The 17,911-nt window shown below is 66.2% G+C and carries 17 protein-coding genes; 5 read left to right on the forward strand and 12 right to left on the reverse strand.

What is annotated here, in order from left to right; translation table 11 throughout:
- Window positions 1–28 precede the first annotated feature (28 nt).
- The 3 genes from ACAM54_RS13900 to ACAM54_RS13910 are packed head-to-tail and all read left to right on the forward strand — an operon-like array spanning window position 29 to window position 3,160.
- Window positions 29–748 (forward strand): Crp/Fnr family transcriptional regulator, encoded by a 720-nt coding sequence (locus ACAM54_RS13900; RefSeq protein ID WP_012747738.1) that lies wholly within the window; start codon window positions 29–31, stop codon window positions 746–748.
- Between the two features lies 1 nt (window position 749).
- A complete protein-coding gene (locus ACAM54_RS13905) occupies window positions 750–1,856 on the forward strand; it encodes a phosphotransferase (protein ID WP_369647937.1) in 1,107 nt (368 codons plus the stop codon).
- Between the two features lie 32 nt (window positions 1,857–1,888).
- A complete protein-coding gene (locus ACAM54_RS13910; RefSeq protein ID WP_145746600.1) occupies window positions 1,889–3,160 on the forward strand; it encodes an acyl-CoA dehydrogenase family protein in 1,272 nt (423 codons plus the stop codon).
- Window positions 3,161–3,238: 78 nt separating this feature from the next.
- Here the strand turns inward: ACAM54_RS13910 and ACAM54_RS13915 are convergent, their stop codons facing one another.
- The 5 genes from ACAM54_RS13915 to ACAM54_RS13935 form a co-directional block, all read right to left on the reverse strand.
- Window positions 3,239–3,718: a GNAT family N-acetyltransferase gene (locus ACAM54_RS13915; RefSeq protein ID WP_369650978.1), complete on the reverse strand. Its 480-nt coding sequence runs from the start codon at window positions 3,716–3,718 to the stop codon at window positions 3,239–3,241.
- Window positions 3,719–3,720: 2 nt separating this feature from the next.
- A complete protein-coding gene (glmM, locus tag ACAM54_RS13920) occupies window positions 3,721–5,058 on the reverse strand; it encodes a phosphoglucosamine mutase (protein ID WP_145746599.1) in 1,338 nt (445 codons plus the stop codon).
- Between the two features lie 26 nt (window positions 5,059–5,084).
- Window positions 5,085–5,945: a dihydropteroate synthase gene (folP, locus tag ACAM54_RS13925; RefSeq protein ID WP_369647938.1), complete on the reverse strand. Its 861-nt coding sequence runs from the start codon at window positions 5,943–5,945 to the stop codon at window positions 5,085–5,087.
- A 60-nt stretch (window positions 5,946–6,005) separates the two neighbouring features.
- On the reverse strand, window positions 6,006–7,922 hold the full coding sequence (ftsH, locus tag ACAM54_RS13930; protein WP_012747732.1) for an ATP-dependent zinc metalloprotease FtsH: 1,917 nt from the start codon (window positions 7,920–7,922) through the stop codon (window positions 6,006–6,008).
- 178 nt (window positions 7,923–8,100) lie between these two features.
- The gene (locus tag ACAM54_RS13935; RefSeq protein WP_192323723.1) at window positions 8,101–8,769 is read right to left on the reverse strand and encodes an RlmE family RNA methyltransferase; all 669 of its coding nucleotides are present in this window, start codon (window positions 8,767–8,769) and stop codon (window positions 8,101–8,103) included.
- A gap of 32 nt (window positions 8,770–8,801) precedes the next feature.
- Here ACAM54_RS13935 and ACAM54_RS13940 point away from each other — a divergent pair, with 32 nt between their 5' ends.
- Both ACAM54_RS13940 and ACAM54_RS13945 read left to right on the forward strand, forming a co-directional pair.
- Window positions 8,802–9,281, forward strand: a complete 480-nt coding sequence (locus tag ACAM54_RS13940) for a YhbY family RNA-binding protein (protein WP_369647939.1) — start codon at window positions 8,802–8,804, stop codon at window positions 9,279–9,281.
- A 41-nt stretch (window positions 9,282–9,322) separates the two neighbouring features.
- Window positions 9,323–10,042 carry a glycosyltransferase gene (locus tag ACAM54_RS13945; protein WP_369647940.1) on the forward strand — a complete coding sequence of 240 codons (720 nt, stop codon included), beginning with the start codon at window positions 9,323–9,325 and terminating at the stop codon, window positions 10,040–10,042.
- Between the two features lie 48 nt (window positions 10,043–10,090).
- On the opposite strand, the gene ACAM54_RS13950 is transcribed toward ACAM54_RS13945, so the two are convergent.
- From ACAM54_RS13950 to ACAM54_RS13980, 7 genes are all read right to left on the reverse strand, one after another.
- The gene (locus ACAM54_RS13950) at window positions 10,091–10,513 is read right to left on the reverse strand and encodes a DUF4149 domain-containing protein (RefSeq protein ID WP_145746595.1); all 423 of its coding nucleotides are present in this window, start codon (window positions 10,511–10,513) and stop codon (window positions 10,091–10,093) included.
- Window positions 10,514–10,521: 8 nt separating this feature from the next.
- Complete coding sequence (gene greA, locus ACAM54_RS13955; protein ID WP_012747727.1) at window positions 10,522–10,998, reverse strand: transcription elongation factor GreA; 477 nt, start codon at window positions 10,996–10,998, stop codon at window positions 10,522–10,524.
- A 64-nt stretch (window positions 10,999–11,062) separates the two neighbouring features.
- Entirely contained in the window at window positions 11,063–11,932 is an 870-nt protein-coding gene (locus ACAM54_RS13960; RefSeq protein WP_369647941.1) for a Kdo hydroxylase family protein, read from the reverse strand.
- Between the two features lie 8 nt (window positions 11,933–11,940).
- Entirely contained in the window at window positions 11,941–15,189 is a 3,249-nt protein-coding gene (gene carB / locus ACAM54_RS13965) for a carbamoyl-phosphate synthase large subunit (protein ID WP_369647942.1), read from the reverse strand.
- Window position 15,190: 1 nt separating this feature from the next.
- A complete protein-coding gene (locus tag ACAM54_RS13970; RefSeq protein ID WP_124960550.1) occupies window positions 15,191–15,748 on the reverse strand; it encodes an ORF6N domain-containing protein in 558 nt (185 codons plus the stop codon).
- Window positions 15,741–16,910: a glutamine-hydrolyzing carbamoyl-phosphate synthase small subunit gene (gene carA, locus ACAM54_RS13975; RefSeq protein ID WP_145746591.1), complete on the reverse strand. Its 1,170-nt coding sequence runs from the start codon at window positions 16,908–16,910 to the stop codon at window positions 15,741–15,743. Before carA ends, ACAM54_RS13970 begins: the two co-directional genes overlap by 8 nt.
- Window positions 16,911–17,108: 198 nt before the next feature.
- Window positions 17,109–17,903, reverse strand: coding sequence for a TrmH family RNA methyltransferase (locus ACAM54_RS13980; protein WP_369647943.1), 795 nt, complete (start codon window positions 17,901–17,903; stop codon window positions 17,109–17,111).
- Window positions 17,904–17,911: the final 8 nt, after the last annotated feature.

Here is a 17,911-nt window from a genome sequence, read left to right on the forward strand (position 1 = left end):
GTTTTTCAGTCGCCGACAGGACAGACCAATGGACGACCCCATTCTTACCATCGAAGAACGTGAAGCGATCAACAGCGGTCGCTGGTTTTCTTCTCTTTCTCCATCGCTACGGCACGACATTCTCCGATGCGCTTTCGTCAAACGCTTCAAGGACGGCGACCTGATCGCTGCCCGCGGCGATCCTCCCGACCACTGGATCGCCTGCGCCAAGGGCGCGGTGCGCGTCAGCTCGACGGCCGTCTCGGGCAAGCAGGTGACGCTGACCTACGTGGAGCCGGGCATCTGGTTCGGCGACGTGGCGATGTTCGACGGGGACCGGCGCACGCACGACGCCTATGCGCATGGGGACACCACCATCCTGTGCGTGGCGCGGGCCGACTTCCAGAAGATCCTGGCTGCGCACGTGGAGCTGTACGAAGCGCTGATGCGGCTGCAGGCGCGCCGCATCCGCACGCTGTTCGGGCTGGTGGAAGACCTCAACACCCTGCCCCTGCGCGCACGACTGGCCAAGCAGCTCATCCACCTGGTGCGCAGCTACGGCGTGCCCAACCTGGAAGACGGCAGCCAGATGCGCATCGGCCTGCAGCTCGCGCAGGAAGAACTCGCCCAATTGCTCGGCGCGTCGCGCCAGCGGGTCAACCAGGAACTCAAGACCATGGAACGCGAGGGCACCATCCGCATCGAGCCGGGCGGCCTGGTTGTATTGGATCGCGCAGCGCTGATGCGCGTCTCGGAAGCAGATCATTGACATGAGCCAGGACTTCTCCAACTTCATCGGCACCCGTGCGGTCTCGCAGCAGCATGCCTTCGACGTCGAAGCGCTCGCAGCGTGGCTGGCGAAGAACCTCGACGGCTTCCAGGGCCCGCTGACGGTCGAGATGTTCAAGGGCGGCCAATCGAATCCGACCTACAAGCTCGTCACGCCTACGCAAAGCTACGTGATGCGCGCCAAGCCCGGCCCCGTTGCCAAGCTGCTGCCCTCGGCCCATGCCGTGGAGCGCGAATTCAAGGTCATGAGCGGGCTGGCCGGCACCGACGTGCCGGTGCCCCGCATGCACTGCCTGTGCGAGGACGAAGCCGTGATCGGCCGCGCCTTCTACGTGATGGAATTCATGCAGGGCCGCGTGCTCTGGGACCAGGCCCTGCCCGGCATGGACAACGCCGAGCGCACGGCCATCTACGACGAGATGAACCGCGTCATCGCGGCGCTGCATACCGTGAAGTTCGCCGAGCGCGGCCTCGCGGACTACGGCAAGCCCGGCAACTACTTCGAGCGCCAGATCGGCCGATGGAGCAAGCAGTACAAGGCCTCGGCCGATGGCGCCGGCGAACTCTCGCGGCCCATCGAGGCCATGGAGCGGCTGATCGACTGGCTGCCCGCGCACATGCCGGCGAGCGCGCGCGACGAAAGCAAGATCTCGATCGTCCACGGCGACTACCGCCTCGACAACGTGATGTTCCATGCCACCGAGCCGCGGATCATCGCGGTGCTCGACTGGGAGCTCTCCACGCTGGGCCATCCGCTGGCGGACTTCAGCTATCACTGCATGTCGTGGCACATGCCCCCCACGACGGGGCGCGGCATCGGCGGCGTGGATGTCGCGGCACTGGGCATTCCCACCGAGAGCGAATACATCCGCCGCTACTGCGAGCGCACGCGCATCACCACGCCCGAGGCGCTGGCGCCCGACTGGAATTTCTACCAGGCCTACAACCTCTTTCGCATGGCCGCGATCCTGCAAGGCATTGCCAAGCGGGTCGAGGCAGGCACCGCATCGAGCGAGCAGGCCGTGGCCTCGGCCCGCGGCGCGCGCCCCATGGCCGAAATGGCCTGGCAGTTTGCCCAAAAGGCGTAACCGCCCCCCCACACCCCACCAGGAGACAGACGATGGACTTCGAATACTCGGCAAAAACCAAGGAGCTCCAGAAGCGCGTGAGCGCATTCATGGACGCGCACATCTATCCGGCCGAAGCCGAGTATTCCGCCGAGCTGGCCGCCAACACGGCCGCGGGCAAGCGCTGGACCGCGCTCAAGACCGTCGAGAAGCTCAAGGAAAAGGCCAAGGCCCAGGGCCTGTGGAACCTGTTCCTGCCGGTCGACAGCGCAGCCGCCTCGGGCTACGAAGGCGCGGGCCTCACCAACCAGGAATACGCGCCGCTGGCCGAGATCATGGGCCGCGTGCCATGGGCCTCGGAAGCCTTCAACTGCTCGGCACCGGATACAGGCAACATGGAGACCATTGCCCGCTACGGCTCCGAAGCCATCAAGGCGCGCTGGCTCAAGCCGCTGCTCGAAGGCCAGATCCGCTCGGCCTTTGCCATGACCGAGCCCGACGTGGCCTCCAGCGACGCCACCAACATCTCGACCCGCATCGAGCGCCAGGGCGACGAGTACGTGATCAACGGCCGCAAGTGGTGGATCTCGGGCGCCGCCGATCCGCGCTGCGCCGTCTTCATCACCATGGGCAAGAGCGACCCCGACGCGCCGCGGCATTCGCAGCAGAGCATGATCATCGTGCCGGCCGATGCCAAGGGCATCCGCATCGTGCGCCCGCTCAACGTGATGGGCTACGACGACGCGCCGCACGGCCACGTCGAGATGTACTTCGAGAATGTGCGCGTGCCAGCCGACAACATGCTGCTCGGCGAAGGCCGCGGCTTCGAAATCGCCCAGGGCCGCCTCGGCCCCGGACGCATCCACCACTGCATGCGCCTGATCGGCCTGGCCGAGCGCGCGCTCGAGCTGATGTGCAAGCGCGCCTCCTCGCGCGTGGCGTTCGGCAAGACCGTCGCCTCGCAGACCGTCACGCAGGAGCGCATCGCCGAAGCGCGCTGCAAGATCGACATGGCACGCCTGCTCACGCTCAAGGCCGCGTGGCTGATGGACGTGGCCGGCAACAAGGTCGCGAAGAACGAGATCGCGATGATCAAGGTGGTGGCGCCGAGCATGGCCTGCCAGGTGATCGACTGGGCCATGCAGGCGCATGGCGGCGGCGGCATGTGCGACGACTTCCCGCTGGCCTACGCCTACGCCGGTGCCCGCACGCTGCGCTTTGCGGACGGCCCGGACGAAGTGCACCGCAATGCGATCGCCAAGTGGGAGCTGGGCAAGTACGCGCCGAACAAAGGCGATGCCGACATGCCCGTCACGCGCTTCTGATTCGTCTTACCCCCTCTCCCTCCAGGAGAGGGTTGGGGTGAGGGCCGACGGCGCCAACGCGCCCGGCCCTTTTTCTTTTCAGAGCTTCTTCTGCAGAAACACCGCGTGCCCGAACGCCGGATCGAGTTGATAGCCGGCGAACCCCTCGCGCTCGTAGCTGCGCAGCGCTGGCGCATTGCCCGACAGCACCTCGAGCGTGAGCTTGCAGGCGCCGCGCGCGCGGGCCTCCTGCTCCACCCGCGCAAGCATGCGCTGCGCAATGCGCCGGCCGCGATGGCTGGGCAGCACGACGACGTCGTGCACATTGACCAGCGGCTTGCAGGCGAAGGTCGAAAAGCCCTCGATGCAGTTGACCAGGCCCACGGGCGTTGGCCCGTCGTACGCGAGCACGCTGAATGCTTGCGGCCGCGCGGCCAGCGCCGCGGGCAACCCGGCCAGCACGCCCGCTTCGAGCGGCGTGCCACCGCCCGCGGGATCGCGTGCATAGGCGTCGAGCAGGTCGACCAGCGCGGCTGCGTGCGCGGCGTCGCGGTAGTCCGCGAGCACAACCTCGATCATCGTCACCGCGCCGGTTCCAGGGTTGCGGCAAGCCGCTTCGCACAAGATTCAGCCTGTTTCGCATCGCGCGCCTCGACCATCACGCGCACCAGCGGTTCGGTGCCGCTCGCGCGGATCAGCACGCGGCCGCTGTCGCCGAGCTCGGCTTCGATGCGCTGCGTTTCGCCAGCCAGCGCGTCGTTGTTCTTCCAGTCCTGTCCTGGCGCCAGGCGGACATTGATCAGCACCTGTGGAAACAGCGTGATCTCCGCGAGCAGCTGCGCCACCGTCTTGCCGCTGCGCACGCAGGCCTGCAGCACCTGCAGCGCGCTCACGATGCCGTCTCCGGTGGTGTGGCGGTCGAGTGCCAGCAGATGGCCCGAGCCCTCGCCGCCCAGGAGCCAGCCGCGCTTTTCGAGTTCCTCGAGCACATAGCGGTCGCCCACCTTGGCGCGCACCAGCTCGATGCCCTGCCCGCGCAGCGCCACCTCGACGGCCTTGTTGGTCATGAGCGTGCCGACCACGCCCGCCGGCTTGTCGCCGCGCGCCATGCGCTCGGCCACCATGAGGTAGAGCAGCTCGTCGCCATTGAACAGCCGCCCGCTGGCATCGACCAGTTGCAGGCGGTCGGCATCGCCGTCGAGCGCGATGCCGTAGTCGGCCTTCTGCGCGGTGACGGCTTCGACCAGCGCGGCCGGATGGGTCGCGCCGAAGCCCTTGTTGATGTTGAGGCCGTCGGGTGCACAGCCGATGCTGCTGACCTCGGCGCCCAGTTCGTGGAACACGTTCGGCGCCACCTGGTAGGCCGCGCCATGCGCCGCATCGACCACGAGCTTCATGCCGCGCAGGGTCAGGTCGTTGGCGAAGGTGCTCTTGCAAAACTCGATGTAGCGGCCCGGCGCGTCGTTGAGGCGGCGTGCCTTGCCGAGGTTGGCAGAGTCGACCCACACGGGGGGCTCTTCGAGCGCGGCTTCCACCGCAAGCTCCCATGCGTCGTCGAGCTTGGTTCCCTGCGCGCTGAAGAACTTGATGCCGTTGTCGGGATAGGCGTTGTGGCTGGCGCTGATCACCACGCCCAGGCTCGCACGCTGGGCGCGCGTCAGGTACGCCACGCCAGGCGTCGGCAGCGGTCCCAGCAGCACCACGTCGACCCCGGCGGAGTTGAAACCCGACTCCAGTGCGGACTCGAGCATGTAGCCCGAGATGCGCGTGTCCTTGCCGATCAGCACCGTGGGGCGCGCCTCGCTCTTCTTGAGCACGCGGCCCACGGCATGCGCGAGGCGCAGCACGAAATCGGGCGTGATGGGCGACTGGCCGACCGTGCCACGGATGCCGTCGGTGCCAAAGTATTTGCGGGTCATGAATTCGTTCTTGTTGTCGGGTTTCGTTATGGATGTCTCTCTTCGGCCTTCATGGCGCGCCACACGGCGATGGCCGCCACGGTGTCGCGCACGTCGTGCACCCGCACGACCGCCGCGCCCCGGTCCACGGCGAGCACCGCCGCCGTCACGCTGGGCACCAGGCGCTCTGCTGCCGCCGGAATGCCGCTGACCGTGCCGATCGACGACTTGCGGGACCAGCCCAGCAGCAGCGGATAGCCGGCCCCGAGCAGTTCGCGCTGACGTGCCAGCAGCGCAAAATTCTGCACCACGGTCTTGCCGAAGCCAATGCCCGGGTCCAGCGTGATTCGCGATGGATCGACCTTCAGCGCCCGAAGCTGCGCCACCTGCTCGGCCCAGAACGACAACACCTGGGGCAGCACGTCGCCCTGCATGGGCGCCGTCTGCATGGTTTGCGGATCCCGGTGCATGTGCATCAGGCAGACGCCGCAGGAGGGATGCGCCGCCACCGCCTCACGCGCCCCGGGCTGCCGCAGCGCCCAGACGTCGTTGACGATGTCGGCGCCCAGCTCGAGCACCGCACGCATGACTTTCGGCTTGTAGGTGTCGACGGACAGCGGCACGTTGAGCTTGACGGCCTCCCGGACCACCGGCAGCACGCGCGCCAGTTCGGCCTCGAGCGGCACGGCCGGGCTGCCGGGGCGGGTCGATTCGCCGCCGATGTCGAGGATGTCGGCGCCCTCCTTCAGCAACTGCTCGCAATGCCGCAGCGCAGCCTCGGCGGACGCATGCGCCCCGCCATCGGAGAAGGAATCGGGCGTGACGTTGACGATGCCCATCACGCGCGGCTGCGCGAGATCGATTGCAAAACGGCCGGCCTGCCAGGCCGCCGCGCGGGCCATCGTCATGCGGCACCTTCATCGAAAACGGGGCCCATGGCCCCGTTGGTGTGGAACACCGGATTCACTTCAGGCCACTGTGGGTGCCGGATCCGGATTGACTGCCGGCGTACCGCCGCTGCCGCCACTGCCCGAGGGCGGAATGCGCGGCGTCCAGTCCTTGGGCGGACGCGGCGCGCGGCCGGCCATGATGTCGTCGAGCTGTTCCGTATCGATGGTTTCCCATTCGAGCAGGGCCTTGGCCATGACGTGCATCTTGTCGCTGTTTTCCTCGATCAGGCGGCGCGCCAGGGCGTACTGCTCGTCGATGATGCGGCGCACTTCGGCATCGACCTTTTCCATGGTCTGCTCGCTCATGTTGGTGGTCTTGGTGACCGAGCGGCCGAGGAACACTTCGCCTTCGTTCTCGGCATAGACCATCGGACCCAGCGCATCGGTCATGCCATAGCGCGTGACCATGTCGCGGGCGATGGAGGTCGCGCGCTCGAAGTCGTTGCTGGCGCCGGTGGTCATCTGGTGCATGAACACTTCTTCGGCGATGCGGCCGCCGAACAGCATGCTGATCTGATTCAGCATGTATTCGCGGTCATAGCTGTAGCGGTCCTGAGCGGGCAGGCTCATGGTCACGCCCAGCGCGCGGCCGCGCGGGATGATGGTGACCTTGTGGACCGGGTCGCACTTGGGCAGCAGCTTGCCGATGAGCGCGTGGCCGGACTCGTGGTAGGCCGTGTTGCGGCGCTCTTCCTCGGGCATGACCATGCTCTTGCGCTCGGGGCCCATGAAGATCTTGTCCTTGGCCTTCTCGAAGTCCTGCATCTCGACCACGCGCGCATTGCGGCGTGCGGCCATCAGCGCGGCTTCGTTGCAGAGGTTGGCCAGGTCGGCGCCGGACATGCCGGGCGTGCCACGCGCGATGACGCTCGGGTTCACGTCCTGGCCCAGCGGCACCTTGCGCATGTGAACGCCCAGGATCTGCTCGCGGCCGCGGATGTCGGGCAGCGTCACGTACACCTGGCGGTCGAAGCGGCCCGGGCGCAGCAGCGCGGCGTCCAGGATGTCCGGACGGTTGGTGGCAGCCACCACGATCACGCCCAGGTTGGTTTCGAAGCCGTCCATCTCGACCAGCATCTGGTTCAAGGTTTGTTCGCGCTCGTCGTTGCCGCCGCCCAGGCCGGCGCCGCGCTGGCGGCCCACCGCATCGATTTCGTCGATGAAGATGATGCAGGGCGCGTTCTTCTTGGCGTTCTCGAACATGTCGCGCACGCGGGCCGCGCCCACGCCGACGAACATTTCGACGAAGTCCGAACCCGAGATCGAGAAGAATGGAACCTTGGCTTCGCCGGCAATCGACTTGGCCAGCAAGGTCTTGCCGGTACCCGGAGGGCCGACCAGCAGCAGGCCGCGCGGAATGCGGCCGCCGAGCTTCTGGAAGCGCTGCGGGTCCTTCAGGAAATCGACCACCTCGCGGACTTCCTCCTTGGCCTCGTCGCAGCCCGCGACGTCGGCAAAAGTGACCGTGTTGTTGTTCTCGTCCATCATGCGGGCCTTGCTCTTGCCGAAGCTGAATGCCCCGCCTTTGCCACCGCCCTGCATCTGCCGCATGAAATAGATCCAGACCCCGATCAGGAGCAGCATCGGCCCCCAGCTCACCAGGAGCGTCATGAGGAGCGAGCCCTCTTCGCGCGGCTTGACGTCGAACTTGACGTTGTGGTCGATCAGGTCGCCCACCAGGCCGCGGTCGAGCACGGTGGCGGTCGTGCGGATCTTGCGATCCTCGTTGGTGACGGCCACGATTTCTCCGCCGCCGGCACCTTCAGGAATGACGGCGCTCTTGATCTGGTTGTTTCGGACCTGATCCAGGAACTCCGAATAGCTCACCGTCCCTGAGCCGACGCCGCCGCGGGTGTCGAACTGCTTGAACACAGTGAACAACACCATGGCAATGACGAGCCATACGGCAACTTTGGAAAACCACTGATTGTTCAAACGAAGCTCCAGTCGAAAGCGCGTGACAAGATTGTGAAAAGAACGCGCTATGGATACGCAATTGCGCCCCATTTTAGGCTTTTCAAGCTGCGAAAAGCGGGCATTTCCCTAAAGCAGCCATAGCCTGACAAGGGTTTGCGCCCCATGGGCACGCTTTGCGGGCCCCGGCGTCAAGGTATCAAAGCGTTTCCTGAGCCTTCAGACCCATGCCGACAAGGAAGGTTTCCGACGATTTGTCGCGCGAAGCCTTGGGTTTGAAGGGCTTCACGATGCGGAAGTTCGCCTTGAACAGCTTCACCAGCTCGTCATAGCCGCTGCCGTGGAAGAGCTTGGCCACCAGCGCCCCCTCGGGCTTCAGGTGGTGCTGAGCGAAGTCGATGGCAAGCTCGATCAGGTGCGCCACGCGAGCCGCATCGGCCGAATGGATGCCCGACAGGTTGGGCGCCATGTCGGAAACCACCAGGTCGGCCTTCCGCCCGGCCAGCACGCCCAGCACCTGCTCCAGCAGTTCCGCTTCGCGGAAATCGCCCTGCAGGAAGGTGACGCCCTCGATCGGCTCCATCGGCAGGATGTCCAGCGCAATGATGGTGCCGTTCAGCTCGCCGGCCGCGGCGCCTTCGGGCGACATGCGCCGGCGCAGGTACTGGCTCCAGGCTCCGGGCGTGGAACCCAGGTCGACCACCAGCTGGCCCGGCCTCACCAGGCCGAGGGACTCGTCGATTTCCTTGAGCTTGTAGGCGGCGCGTGCGCGGTATCCCTCGCGCGTGGCCAATTTCACGTACGGGTCGTTGATGTGGTCGTGCAGCCAGGCTTTGTTGACTTTTTTGCTTTTGGCTTTGGTGCTCATGGAGGTCTTTGTAACGCGTCGATAATACGGGGATGCCCGCCATTCAACTTACCCCTGCCGAGCGCAAGGTGCACCGCGCCGAAGCTCACCACCTGGATCCGATCGTCATGGTCGGTGGAGACGGGCTCACCCCTGCCGTGAAGAAAGAGGCCGACGCGGCGCTCAAGGCCCATGGCCTGATCAAGATTCGTGTCTTTTCCGACGATCGCCTGGCTCGCGATGCCATGCTGCGCGAACTCGCCGAAGAGCTCGGCGCGGCCCCGATCCAGCACATTGGCAAGCTGCTGGTGTTGTGGCGCCCCAAGCCGGAGAAAGAGCGCGTGGTCGATGAAGACCGCATGCCCGGCCCGCGCGACATCAAGGTGCTGAAGTACAGCAAGCGCGGCGGCCAGCGGCCCGAGATCAAGACCCTGCGCGTGCTCGGCAACCAGCGCCTCACGCCCGGCGGCACCATCAAGCGCGCCAAGGCCAAGCGGCCGCTCTCGGCCAAGAAACGCAACCAGGCAGACTGAACTTGGCGCCAGCGCAAGGCGCACAGCGCCACATTCTCTGCATGAAGTGGGGCACGAAATACGGCCCCGAATACGTCAACCGCCTCTACGCGATGGTGCGCCGCAATCTCAGCGGCGACTTCAAGTTCGTGTGCCTGACGGACGACGGCACCGGCATCCGCCCCGAAGTGACCTGCCTGCCGATCCCGCCGCTGAACCTGCAGCTGGCGCCCGGCCAGCGCGACGGCGCGTGGAAGAAGCTCACCACCTTCGAAAAAGACCTGCACGGCCTGCGCGGCACTGCCCTGTTCCTGGACGTGGACGTGGTCATCGTCGGCGGCCTCGATGCCTTCTTCGAATACCCCGGCGAGTTCCTGATCATCCACGACTACGCGCGCCCCTGGCGGCGCCAGCGGATCACGGGAAACTCGTCGGTCTACCGCTTCGAGCTGGGCGCCCATGCCGACGTGCTGGCGTATTTCCGCGCCAACATGGACAAGGTCCAGGCCGAGTACCGCAACGAGCAGGCCTATCTGTCTGACGTGCTGCACAAGCAGGGCAAGCTGGGCTACTGGCCCGCGGCCTGGTGCCCGAGCTTCAAGTACCACGGCATCCCGATGTGGCCGACCAACTACTGGGAAGAGCCCTTTGTGCCGGAGGGTGCGCGCATCATGGTGTTCCACGGCGAATGCAATCCGCCCGACGCGCTGGCGGGCCGGCGCAACCGGGCTTTCCGCTACATCCGGCCGGCGAACTGGGTCGCCAGGTTCTGGAAGGAATGAACGGGATGGCGGCGGGGACGGCGCAAGTCGTCCTGCCGCCGCCGGCATTCAGGCCGCAGCAGGCGCCCGGCCGCCCATGCGCCACAGCAGCGCACCGGCACAGAGCCACTGGACCACATACATGCCGCTTCCTACGGCGTGCCACAGCTTGAGGTTGTCGCGCGCAAGAATGCGCGGCGCCACGGCATATTGCTGGAGCAAAGCCAGCAGCAGCGCACCCAGGATCAGGAAGATGGCGCTCATCGAGGCGCTGTCGATGCGCTGGTCCATCTTCGTGCGGAAGTGAACCAGGAGCAGCAGGCCGCAGCCGATCGCAATCCAGCTCTGCGCCTCGAACAGCTGGCCCGCGAAATTTCCGGCCACTGCGGGACTGCCGAGCTTCGCGAAGAGCATCGGCACCACGAGGAAACCGATCGTCGTGAGACTGCCCCACCAGAAGGCGGCCAGCATCAGCGCGAGGCGGTCTTTCATCCTGCCGGTCAGATGTAGCGCACCGCCACAATCTCGTAGCGCTTGAGGCCGCCGGGCGCCTGCACCTCGGCGGTGTCGCCCTCTTCCTTGCCGATGAGTGCGCGCGCGATCGGGCTGGAGATGTTGATCAGGCCGAGCTTCAGGTCGGCCTCGTCCTCGCCGACGATCTGGTACTTGACGGCCTCGCCCGATTCTTCTTCCTCGAGTTCCACCGTGGAGCCGAACACCACCTTGCCGCCGGCGTCGAGCTCGGCCGGGTCGATGATCTGGGCGGCCGAAAGCTTGCCCTCGACCTCCTGGATGCGGCCCTCGATGAAGCCCTGGCGGTCCTTGGCGACTTCGTATTCGGCGTTCTCGCTCAGGTCGCCCTGCGCGCGGGCTTCGGAGATCGCATTGATGACCCAGGGGCGGTCCACGGTCTTGAGCTGATGCAGCTCGGCGCGCAGCTTCTCGGCACCGCGCTTGGTAATTGGAATGGTGGCCATGTTTGGTTCTCCATAAAGCGAAACCGCCGAACGCTGCCGTTCGGCGGTCGATTGGGGGACAGGATCAGACGAGTGTGCGTCCGGTCAGCCGGCTCAGGATGGCGAGCGGGCTCGAATCCGGATTGTATTGCTTCGACGCGGGCAGATGAAGGGTCTGCTCGAGCATGTACTGGCCCGCCATGACGGCGTGCGAGGTCTGGTCCGAGAAGCACACCCACACCGACCCCGGCGGAAATTCGGCCTTCTCCTGGGGCGAATTTTCCTGGTAGGCCATGTCCGACTTCATGCCATCGTGCAGCTGCAGCATCAGGTGGTCGTACTCGCTGCGAAACGACTTGGTCACGTGCAGCGCCTGCAGCAGCTTGGCCTGCCAGCGCACATAGGGCTTGGCACGCGGCAGAAACCGCCTGGCGATGTCCTCGAAGGGCTCGCCCACGCGCCACACGCGCGGTGCGCCCTCGGGATTGACGTTGGTGAAGACGCGCAGGATGCGCTCGCCGTAGTTCGGCCGCGACGGAAAGGCATCGACGTGCAGCCGGCGGTCGTCGGCGCGCCACGACTGCACGCGCGTCTCGACCTTTGCCGGCCGGTAGCTGGTCGGCGCCAGGCGCAGGGCCGGCGTGTAGTGCGGCAGCAGGCCGTGGATCAGCTGCTGTGCCTGCGCACGGAACCGCCCCACCATCGCGGCGGCGGCACGCTGCACCGCCTCGTCGCCGGCCACGCCCTTGAGCTTGCCGCTGGCATCGAGGCTGATGTTGCGCACGTCGGGCGACAGCAGGCTGGGCGTCAGCAGGCTGCGTTCTTCGGGCAGCAGCTCGAAACCCAGGCGCGGGAAATAGAGCACCTTGCCCGCTTCCAGCTGCGCGATCCACGCCTCGTTGGGCGTGGCCGCGCGCCAGTCGCTCAGGTCCAGTTCGACGAGCTGGGTTTCCATGGCCACGCTCAGGCGGCAGCCAGCTGCGCGTGCATCTCCTGCACCGAGATCACGCCGAGCTCGTCCATGAAGCCCATGCCCTCGACCGCGGCTTCCGCGCCGAAGATCGTGGTGAAGGTGGTCACGCGCGCGAGCAGCGCCGAGGTGCGGATCTGGCGCGAATCGGTGATCGCGTTGCGGCGCTCTTCCACCGTGTTGATGACCAGCGCAATCTCGTTGTTCTTGATCATGTCCACGATGTGCGGACGGCCCTCGGTCACCTTGTTCACCGTCGCGCATTCGATGCCCGCGGCGCCGATGGCGGCGGCCGTGCCCTTGGTGGCGATGATCTCGAAGCCCAGCTTGACCAGGCCGCGCGCCACTTCCACGGCGCGCGCCTTGTCGTTGTTCTTCACCGAGATGAAGACCTTGCCCGACTTCGGCAGGTGCGTGCCGGCGCCGAGCTGCGACTTCACGAAGGCTTCGCCGAAGGTCCTGCCCACGCCCATCACCTCGCCGGTCGACTTCATCTCGGGACCAAGGATGGTGTCCACGCCCGGGAACTTGACGAACGGGAACACGGCTTCCTTCACGCTGAAGTAAGGCGGCGTGACTTCCTTGGTCACGCCCTGCGACTTGAGCGACTGGCCGGCCATGCAGCGAGCCGCCACCTTGGCGAGCTGGATGCCGGTGGCCTTGCTCACATAGGGCACGGTGCGCGAGGCCCGCGGGTTCACCTCGAGCACGTAGATGACGTCCTTGCCATCCTTCTGCTGGATCGCGAACTGCACGTTCATCAGGCCGACCACGTTGAGCGCGGCAGCCATGGCGGCGCTCTGGCGCTTGAGCTCGGCAATGGTCTCGGCGCTCAGGCTGTAGGGCGGCAGCGAGCAGGCGGAGTCGCCCGAGTGCACGCCGGCCTGCTCGATGTGCTCCATCACGCCGCCGATCAGGGTGGCACCTTCGGCGTCGCGGATGCAGTCGACGTCGCATTCGACGGCGTCGTTGAGGAAGCGGTCGAGCAGCACCGGCGAGTCGTTGCTGACCTTCACGGCTTCGCGCATGTAGCGCTCGAGGTCGCGCTGCTCGTGCACGATTTCCATCGCACGGCCGCCAAGCACATAGCTCGGGCGCACCACCAGCGGGTAGCCCAGCGCCGCGGCCTTTTCGAGCGCCTCGGGTTCAGTGCGCGCGGTGGCATTCGGCGGCTGCAGCAGCTTGAGCTCGTGCAGCAGCTTCTGGAAGCGCTCGCGGTCTTCGGCCGCATCGATCATGTCGGGCGAGGTGCCGATGATCGGCACACCATTGGCCTCGAGGTCGAGCGCGAGCTTCAGCGGCGTCTGGCCGCCGTACTGCACGATCACGCCGAGCGGCTTTTCCTTGTCGACGATCTCCAGCACGTCCTCGAGCGTGAGCGGCTCGAAGTACAGGCGGTCGGAGGTGTCGTAGTCGGTCGACACGGTCTCGGGGTTGCAGTTGACCATGATGGTCTCGTAGCCGTCCTCGCGCATGGCGAGCGCGGCATGCACGCAGCAGTAGTCGAACTCGATGCCCTGGCCGATGCGGTTGGGACCGCCACCGAGCACCATGATCTTCTTCTTGTCGGTAGGATCGGCTTCGCACTCATCCTCGTAGGTCGAGTACATGTAGGCCGTGTTGGTCGCAAACTCGGCCGCGCAAGTGTCCACGCGCTTGTAGACCGGGCGCACGCCGAGCGCACGGCGCTTCTCGCGGACGGCCGTGTCGGTGGTCTTGAGCTGCTTGGCGAGGCGGCGGTCGGAGAAGCCCTTCTTCTTGAGCGCGAGCAGCGTGTCGCGGTCGATGTCGGCCAGCGACTTGGTTTCGAGTTCGAGCTCGATCTTCACGATTTCCTCGATCTGCACCAGGAACCACGGGTCGATCTTGGTCAGCGCGAACACCTCATCGACGCTCAGGCCCATGGCGAAGGCATCGCCGACGTACCAGATGCGCTCGGGGCCGGGCTCGCCGAGTTCCTTCTCGAGCACTTCGCGGTCCTGCGTCTTCTCGTTGAGGCCGTCCACGCCCACTTCGAGGCCGCGCAGCGCCTTCTGGAACGATTCCTGGAAGGTGCGGCCCATGGCCATCACCTCGCCCACCGACTTCATCTGCGTGGTGAGGCGCGAATCGGCCTGCGGGAATTTCTCGAAAGCGAAACGCGGGATCTTGGTGACCACGTAGTCGATCGACGGTTCGAACGACGCTGGCGTGGCGCCGCCGGTGATCTCGTTGCGCAGCTCGTCGAGCGTGTAGCCCACGGCCAGCTTGGCCGCGACCTTCGCGATCGGGAAGCCCGTGGCCTTGGAGGCCAGCGCCGACGAACGCGACACGCGCGGGTTCATCTCGATCACGACCATGCGGCCGTCCTTCGGGTTGATCGAGAACTGCACGTTCGAGCCGCCGGTATCGACGCCGATCTCGCGCAGCACGGCCAGCGAGGCGTTGCGCAGGATCTGGTATTCCTTGTCGGAGAGCGTCTGCGCGGGGGCCACGGTGATCGAGTCGCCGGTGTGCACGCCCATCGGGTCCAGGTTTTCGATCGAGCAGACGATGATGCAGTTGTCGGCCTTGTCGCGCACGACTTCCATCTCGTACTCCTTCCAGCCGAGCAGCGACTCTTCGATCAGCAGCTCGTTGGTGGGCGAGGCTTCGATGCCGCGCTTGCAGATAGTCTCGAACTCTTCCGGGTTGTAGGCAATGCCGCCGCCGGTGCCGCCGAGCGTGAAGCTGGGGCGGATCACCGTCGGGAAGCCGACCGACTTCTGCACCGCCCAGGCCTCGTCCATCGAATGGGCGATGCCCGAGCGCGCCGAGCCCAGGCCGATCTTGGTCATCGCGTCCTTGAACTTCAGGCGGTCTTCGGCCTTGTCGATGGCTTCGGGCGTGGCGCCGATCAGCTCGACCGGCTTGTTGGTGGCCGCGCCGGTGTACTTGTCGAGCACGCCGTGGCGCCAGAGGTCGAGCGCGCAGTTGAGCGCGGTCTGGCCGCCCATGGTCGGCAGGATCGCGTCGGGGCGTTCCTTGGCGATGATCTTCTCGACCGTCTGCCAGGTGATCGGCTCGATGTAGGTCACGTCGGCCGTGGCCGGGTCGGTCATGATCGTCGCTGGGTTGCTGTTGATCAGGATGACCTTGTAGCCCTCCTCGCGCAATGCCTTGCAGGCCTGCACGCCGGAGTAGTCGAACTCGCAGGCCTGGCCGATGATGATCGGGCCGGCGCCGATGATGAGAATGGATTGGAGGTCTGAGCGCTTGGGCATCTTATTTGTCCTTGGTGAAACCGATGCCGCGGCCGCTGTAGGCGCCCGGCTTCGGCTCATCCATCAATTGATGGATCGCGTTGAATACATCGCGAAAGTTCTGGTCGTATCGCTGTTCCAGCGCATTCAGCTTGCGCTTGAGATCGGCATGCTCCGACAGCATGCTGCGCAGCTTGACGAAGGTTCGCATGATCTCGATGTTGACGGCCACGGCGCGTTCGCTGCGCAGCACGCTCGACAACATGGCCACACCCTGCTCGGTGAAGGCCACGCTGCGGTAGCGCGCGCCGCCGGAGCCCGGCTTCTCGGGCTTTGAGATCACAAGCTGTGATCTCAAAGCCTCGAGGTCGTGGTTCTCGAGGGTGAAGGCGAAGTCCGCCGGAAAACGATCGAGGTTGCGGCGCATGGCCTGCAGCAGCACCCGGGTCTCGACGCCGTAGAGCGCGGCAAGGTCCTGCGCCAGCATGACCTTCAGGCCGCGCAGCACATAGATCTTGCCCTCGGCATCGCGCAACGCGGCGAGCACCGAGACGTCGAGCACCGCGGGTGCATCAGCCACGTGCCTGCTCCATGAGCGCGGTGAAGCGGTCGAACAGGTAGCCGATGTCGTGCGGGCCGGGCGAGGCTTCCGGGTGGCCCTGGAAACAGAACGCTGGCTTGTCGGTACGCGCAAGGCCCTGCAGCGTGTTGTCGAACAGGCTGATGTGGGTGGGGCGCAGGTTGGCGGGCAGCGACTTCTCGTCGACCGCGAAGCCGTGGTTCTGGCTGGTGATGCTCACGCGGCCGTCGTCCAGGTCCTTCACCGGATGGTTCGCGCCGTGGTGGCCGAACTTCATCTTGAAGGTCTTCGCACCCGAAGCCAGCGCCATGATCTGGTGGCCCAGGCAGATGCCGAAGGTGGGAATGCCGGTCTCGATGAGCTCCTTGACGGCGCTGATGGCGTAGTCGCAGGGCTCCGGGTCGCCCGGGCCGTTGGCCAGGAAGATGCCGTCGGGCTTGAGCTTGAGCACGTCGGCCGCGGGCGTCTGCGCCGGCACCACGGTGATGCGGGCGCCGCGCTGGGCGATCATGCGCAGGATGTTTTTCTTGACGCCGTAGTCGAAGGCCACCACGTGGAACTTCGGCGTGATCTGCACGCCGTAGCCCGCGCCCAGCTTCCACTCGGTCTCGGTCCATTCGTAGGTCTGCTGGACCGACACCACCTTGGCGAGGTCAAGGCCGGCCATGCTGGGCGCGGCCTTGGCGGCGGCGATGGCCTTGTCGACCAGCGCCTGCGTCACGGCCTCGCCCGCGGCCAGGCCCAGGATGCAGCCATTCTGCGCGCCATGGGTGCGCAGGTGGCGCGTGAGCTTGCGGGTGTCGATGTTCGCGATGGCCACCGTCTTGCCGGCCACGAGGTATTCGCTCAGCGTCGCGGTCTTGCGGAAGTTGGAGGCGACGAGGGGCAGGTCCTTGATGATCAGGCCCGCGGCATGGATCTTGTCGGCTTCGATGTCTTCCCCGTTGACGCCGTAGTTGCCGATGTGCGGATACGTGAGGGTCACGATCTGCTGGCAGTAGCTCGGGTCGGTGAGGATTTCCTGGTAACCGGTCATGGCGGTGTTGAACACCACCTCGCCGGTCGTGGAGCCGGCGGCCCCGATCGAATTGCCTTGAAAGACCGTGCCGTCTGCGAGCGCCAGGATGGCGGGCGGGAAACTTCCCTTGAGAGACAAAAGCACTGGGTTCTCCGGATGGTTACGGTCGCCCGGAGCCCCAGGCGCGTTGCCTGCGGACTGCTGCTTAAGGGGATTTTGGCGTTAAAGGCGGCCGGGCGACGCTATTGCGAGTAAGCCCCCGATTGTAGCCCGGCGGCATCGCCCTCTCGGGCCGCAGGGCCGGAAAACATTCGCGGCACATGCCTATGCGGCATTCGGAGATCAGGAAGCTGCCTGGGCAAGCGCCGCTGCGCCGCTCGCGTGCAGGCAGATCGCCGCCGCGGCCGCCACGTTCAGCGACTCCTCGCCGCCTGGCTGCGCGATCCGGATGTGATGGCTGGCGCGGGCTTCCAGCGCCGGTGAAACGCCCTGCCCTTCGTGCCCCAGCAGCCATGCGCAAGGATGCGGCAGCCTCGCCTGGTGCAGCCAGTCGCCCCGGTGGGAACTGGTGGCCACCAGCGGCACCTTCAGTTCGTCGAGGGCATCGGCTTCCACGCCTTCGATCAGCCGCAGCCCGAAATGCGCGCCCATGCCGGCGCGCAGCACCTTCGGCGCCCACAGGGCCGCCGTGCCCTTGAGCGCAATCACCTGCTTGAACCCGAAAGCCGCCGCGCTGCGCAGGATGGAGCCGGCGTTCCCGGCGTCCTGCAGGCGGTCGAACACCACGCTGGGCGCATCGGGAAGCAAGGGCGGCCGCGCCGGCAGATCGAGCACGAACCCCATCGGCGCCGGCGACTCCAGGCCGCTGGCCGCCCGCAGCAAATCGTCGTCGACCACTACCGTTTTGATAGCGCAACTCGCCCACTCGGCGGGCGCTGACGGCCAGAAGGACTCCGAAAAAACGGCGATCGCAGGCCGGATGCCGCGTGCGAGCGCCGCCCGGCAGAGATGGTCGCCTTCGAGCCAGATCCGGCCGAGCCGGCGGTAGGCGCCGGGGTCCTGGGCCAGTTTGCGCAGGTCCTTGAGCAGCGGGTTGTCGCGCGAACTGATGTGGTTCGCGCCGGTGGGGCTGGTCATGCTTCGGC

It is taken from the genome of Variovorax sp. V93, assembly GCF_041154485.1.
Taxonomy (GTDB): domain Bacteria; phylum Pseudomonadota; class Gammaproteobacteria; order Burkholderiales; family Burkholderiaceae_C; genus Variovorax; species Variovorax beijingensis_A.

Bases quoted from the DNA above. Each gene is read 5' to 3' on its own strand.
- ACAM54_RS13950 (WP_145746595.1), bottom strand. From the start codon at position 10,513: ATGAAAGACCGCCTCGCGCTGATGCTGGCCGCCTTCTGGTGGGGCAGT.
- glmM (WP_145746599.1), bottom strand. From the start codon at position 5,058: ATGACCCGCAAATACTTTGGCACCGACGGCATCCGTGGCACGGTCGGC.
- greA (WP_012747727.1), bottom strand. From the start codon at position 10,998: ATGGCCACCATTCCAATTACCAAGCGCGGTGCCGAGAAGCTGCGCGCC.
- ACAM54_RS13900 (WP_012747738.1), top strand. From the start codon at position 29: ATGGACGACCCCATTCTTACCATCGAAGAACGTGAAGCGATCAACAGC.
- ACAM54_RS13915 (WP_369650978.1), bottom strand. From the start codon at position 3,718: ATGATCGAGGTTGTGCTCGCGGACTACCGCGACGCCGCGCACGCAGCC.
- ACAM54_RS13905 (WP_369647937.1), top strand. From the start codon at position 750: ATGAGCCAGGACTTCTCCAACTTCATCGGCACCCGTGCGGTCTCGCAG.
- ACAM54_RS13940 (WP_369647939.1), top strand. From the start codon at position 8,802: ATGCCCGCCATTCAACTTACCCCTGCCGAGCGCAAGGTGCACCGCGCC.
- ACAM54_RS13960 (WP_369647941.1), bottom strand. From the start codon at position 11,932: ATGGAAACCCAGCTCGTCGAACTGGACCTGAGCGACTGGCGCGCGGCC.
- ACAM54_RS13945 (WP_369647940.1), top strand. From the start codon at position 9,323: ATGAAGTGGGGCACGAAATACGGCCCCGAATACGTCAACCGCCTCTAC.
- ACAM54_RS13910 (WP_145746600.1), top strand. From the start codon at position 1,889: ATGGACTTCGAATACTCGGCAAAAACCAAGGAGCTCCAGAAGCGCGTG.
- folP (WP_369647938.1), bottom strand. From the start codon at position 5,945: ATGACGATGGCCCGCGCGGCGGCCTGGCAGGCCGGCCGTTTTGCAATC.
- ACAM54_RS13980 (WP_369647943.1), bottom strand. From the start codon at position 17,903: ATGACCAGCCCCACCGGCGCGAACCACATCAGTTCGCGCGACAACCCG.
- ACAM54_RS13935 (WP_192323723.1), bottom strand. From the start codon at position 8,769: ATGAGCACCAAAGCCAAAAGCAAAAAAGTCAACAAAGCCTGGCTGCAC.
- carB (WP_369647942.1), bottom strand. From the start codon at position 15,189: ATGCCCAAGCGCTCAGACCTCCAATCCATTCTCATCATCGGCGCCGGC.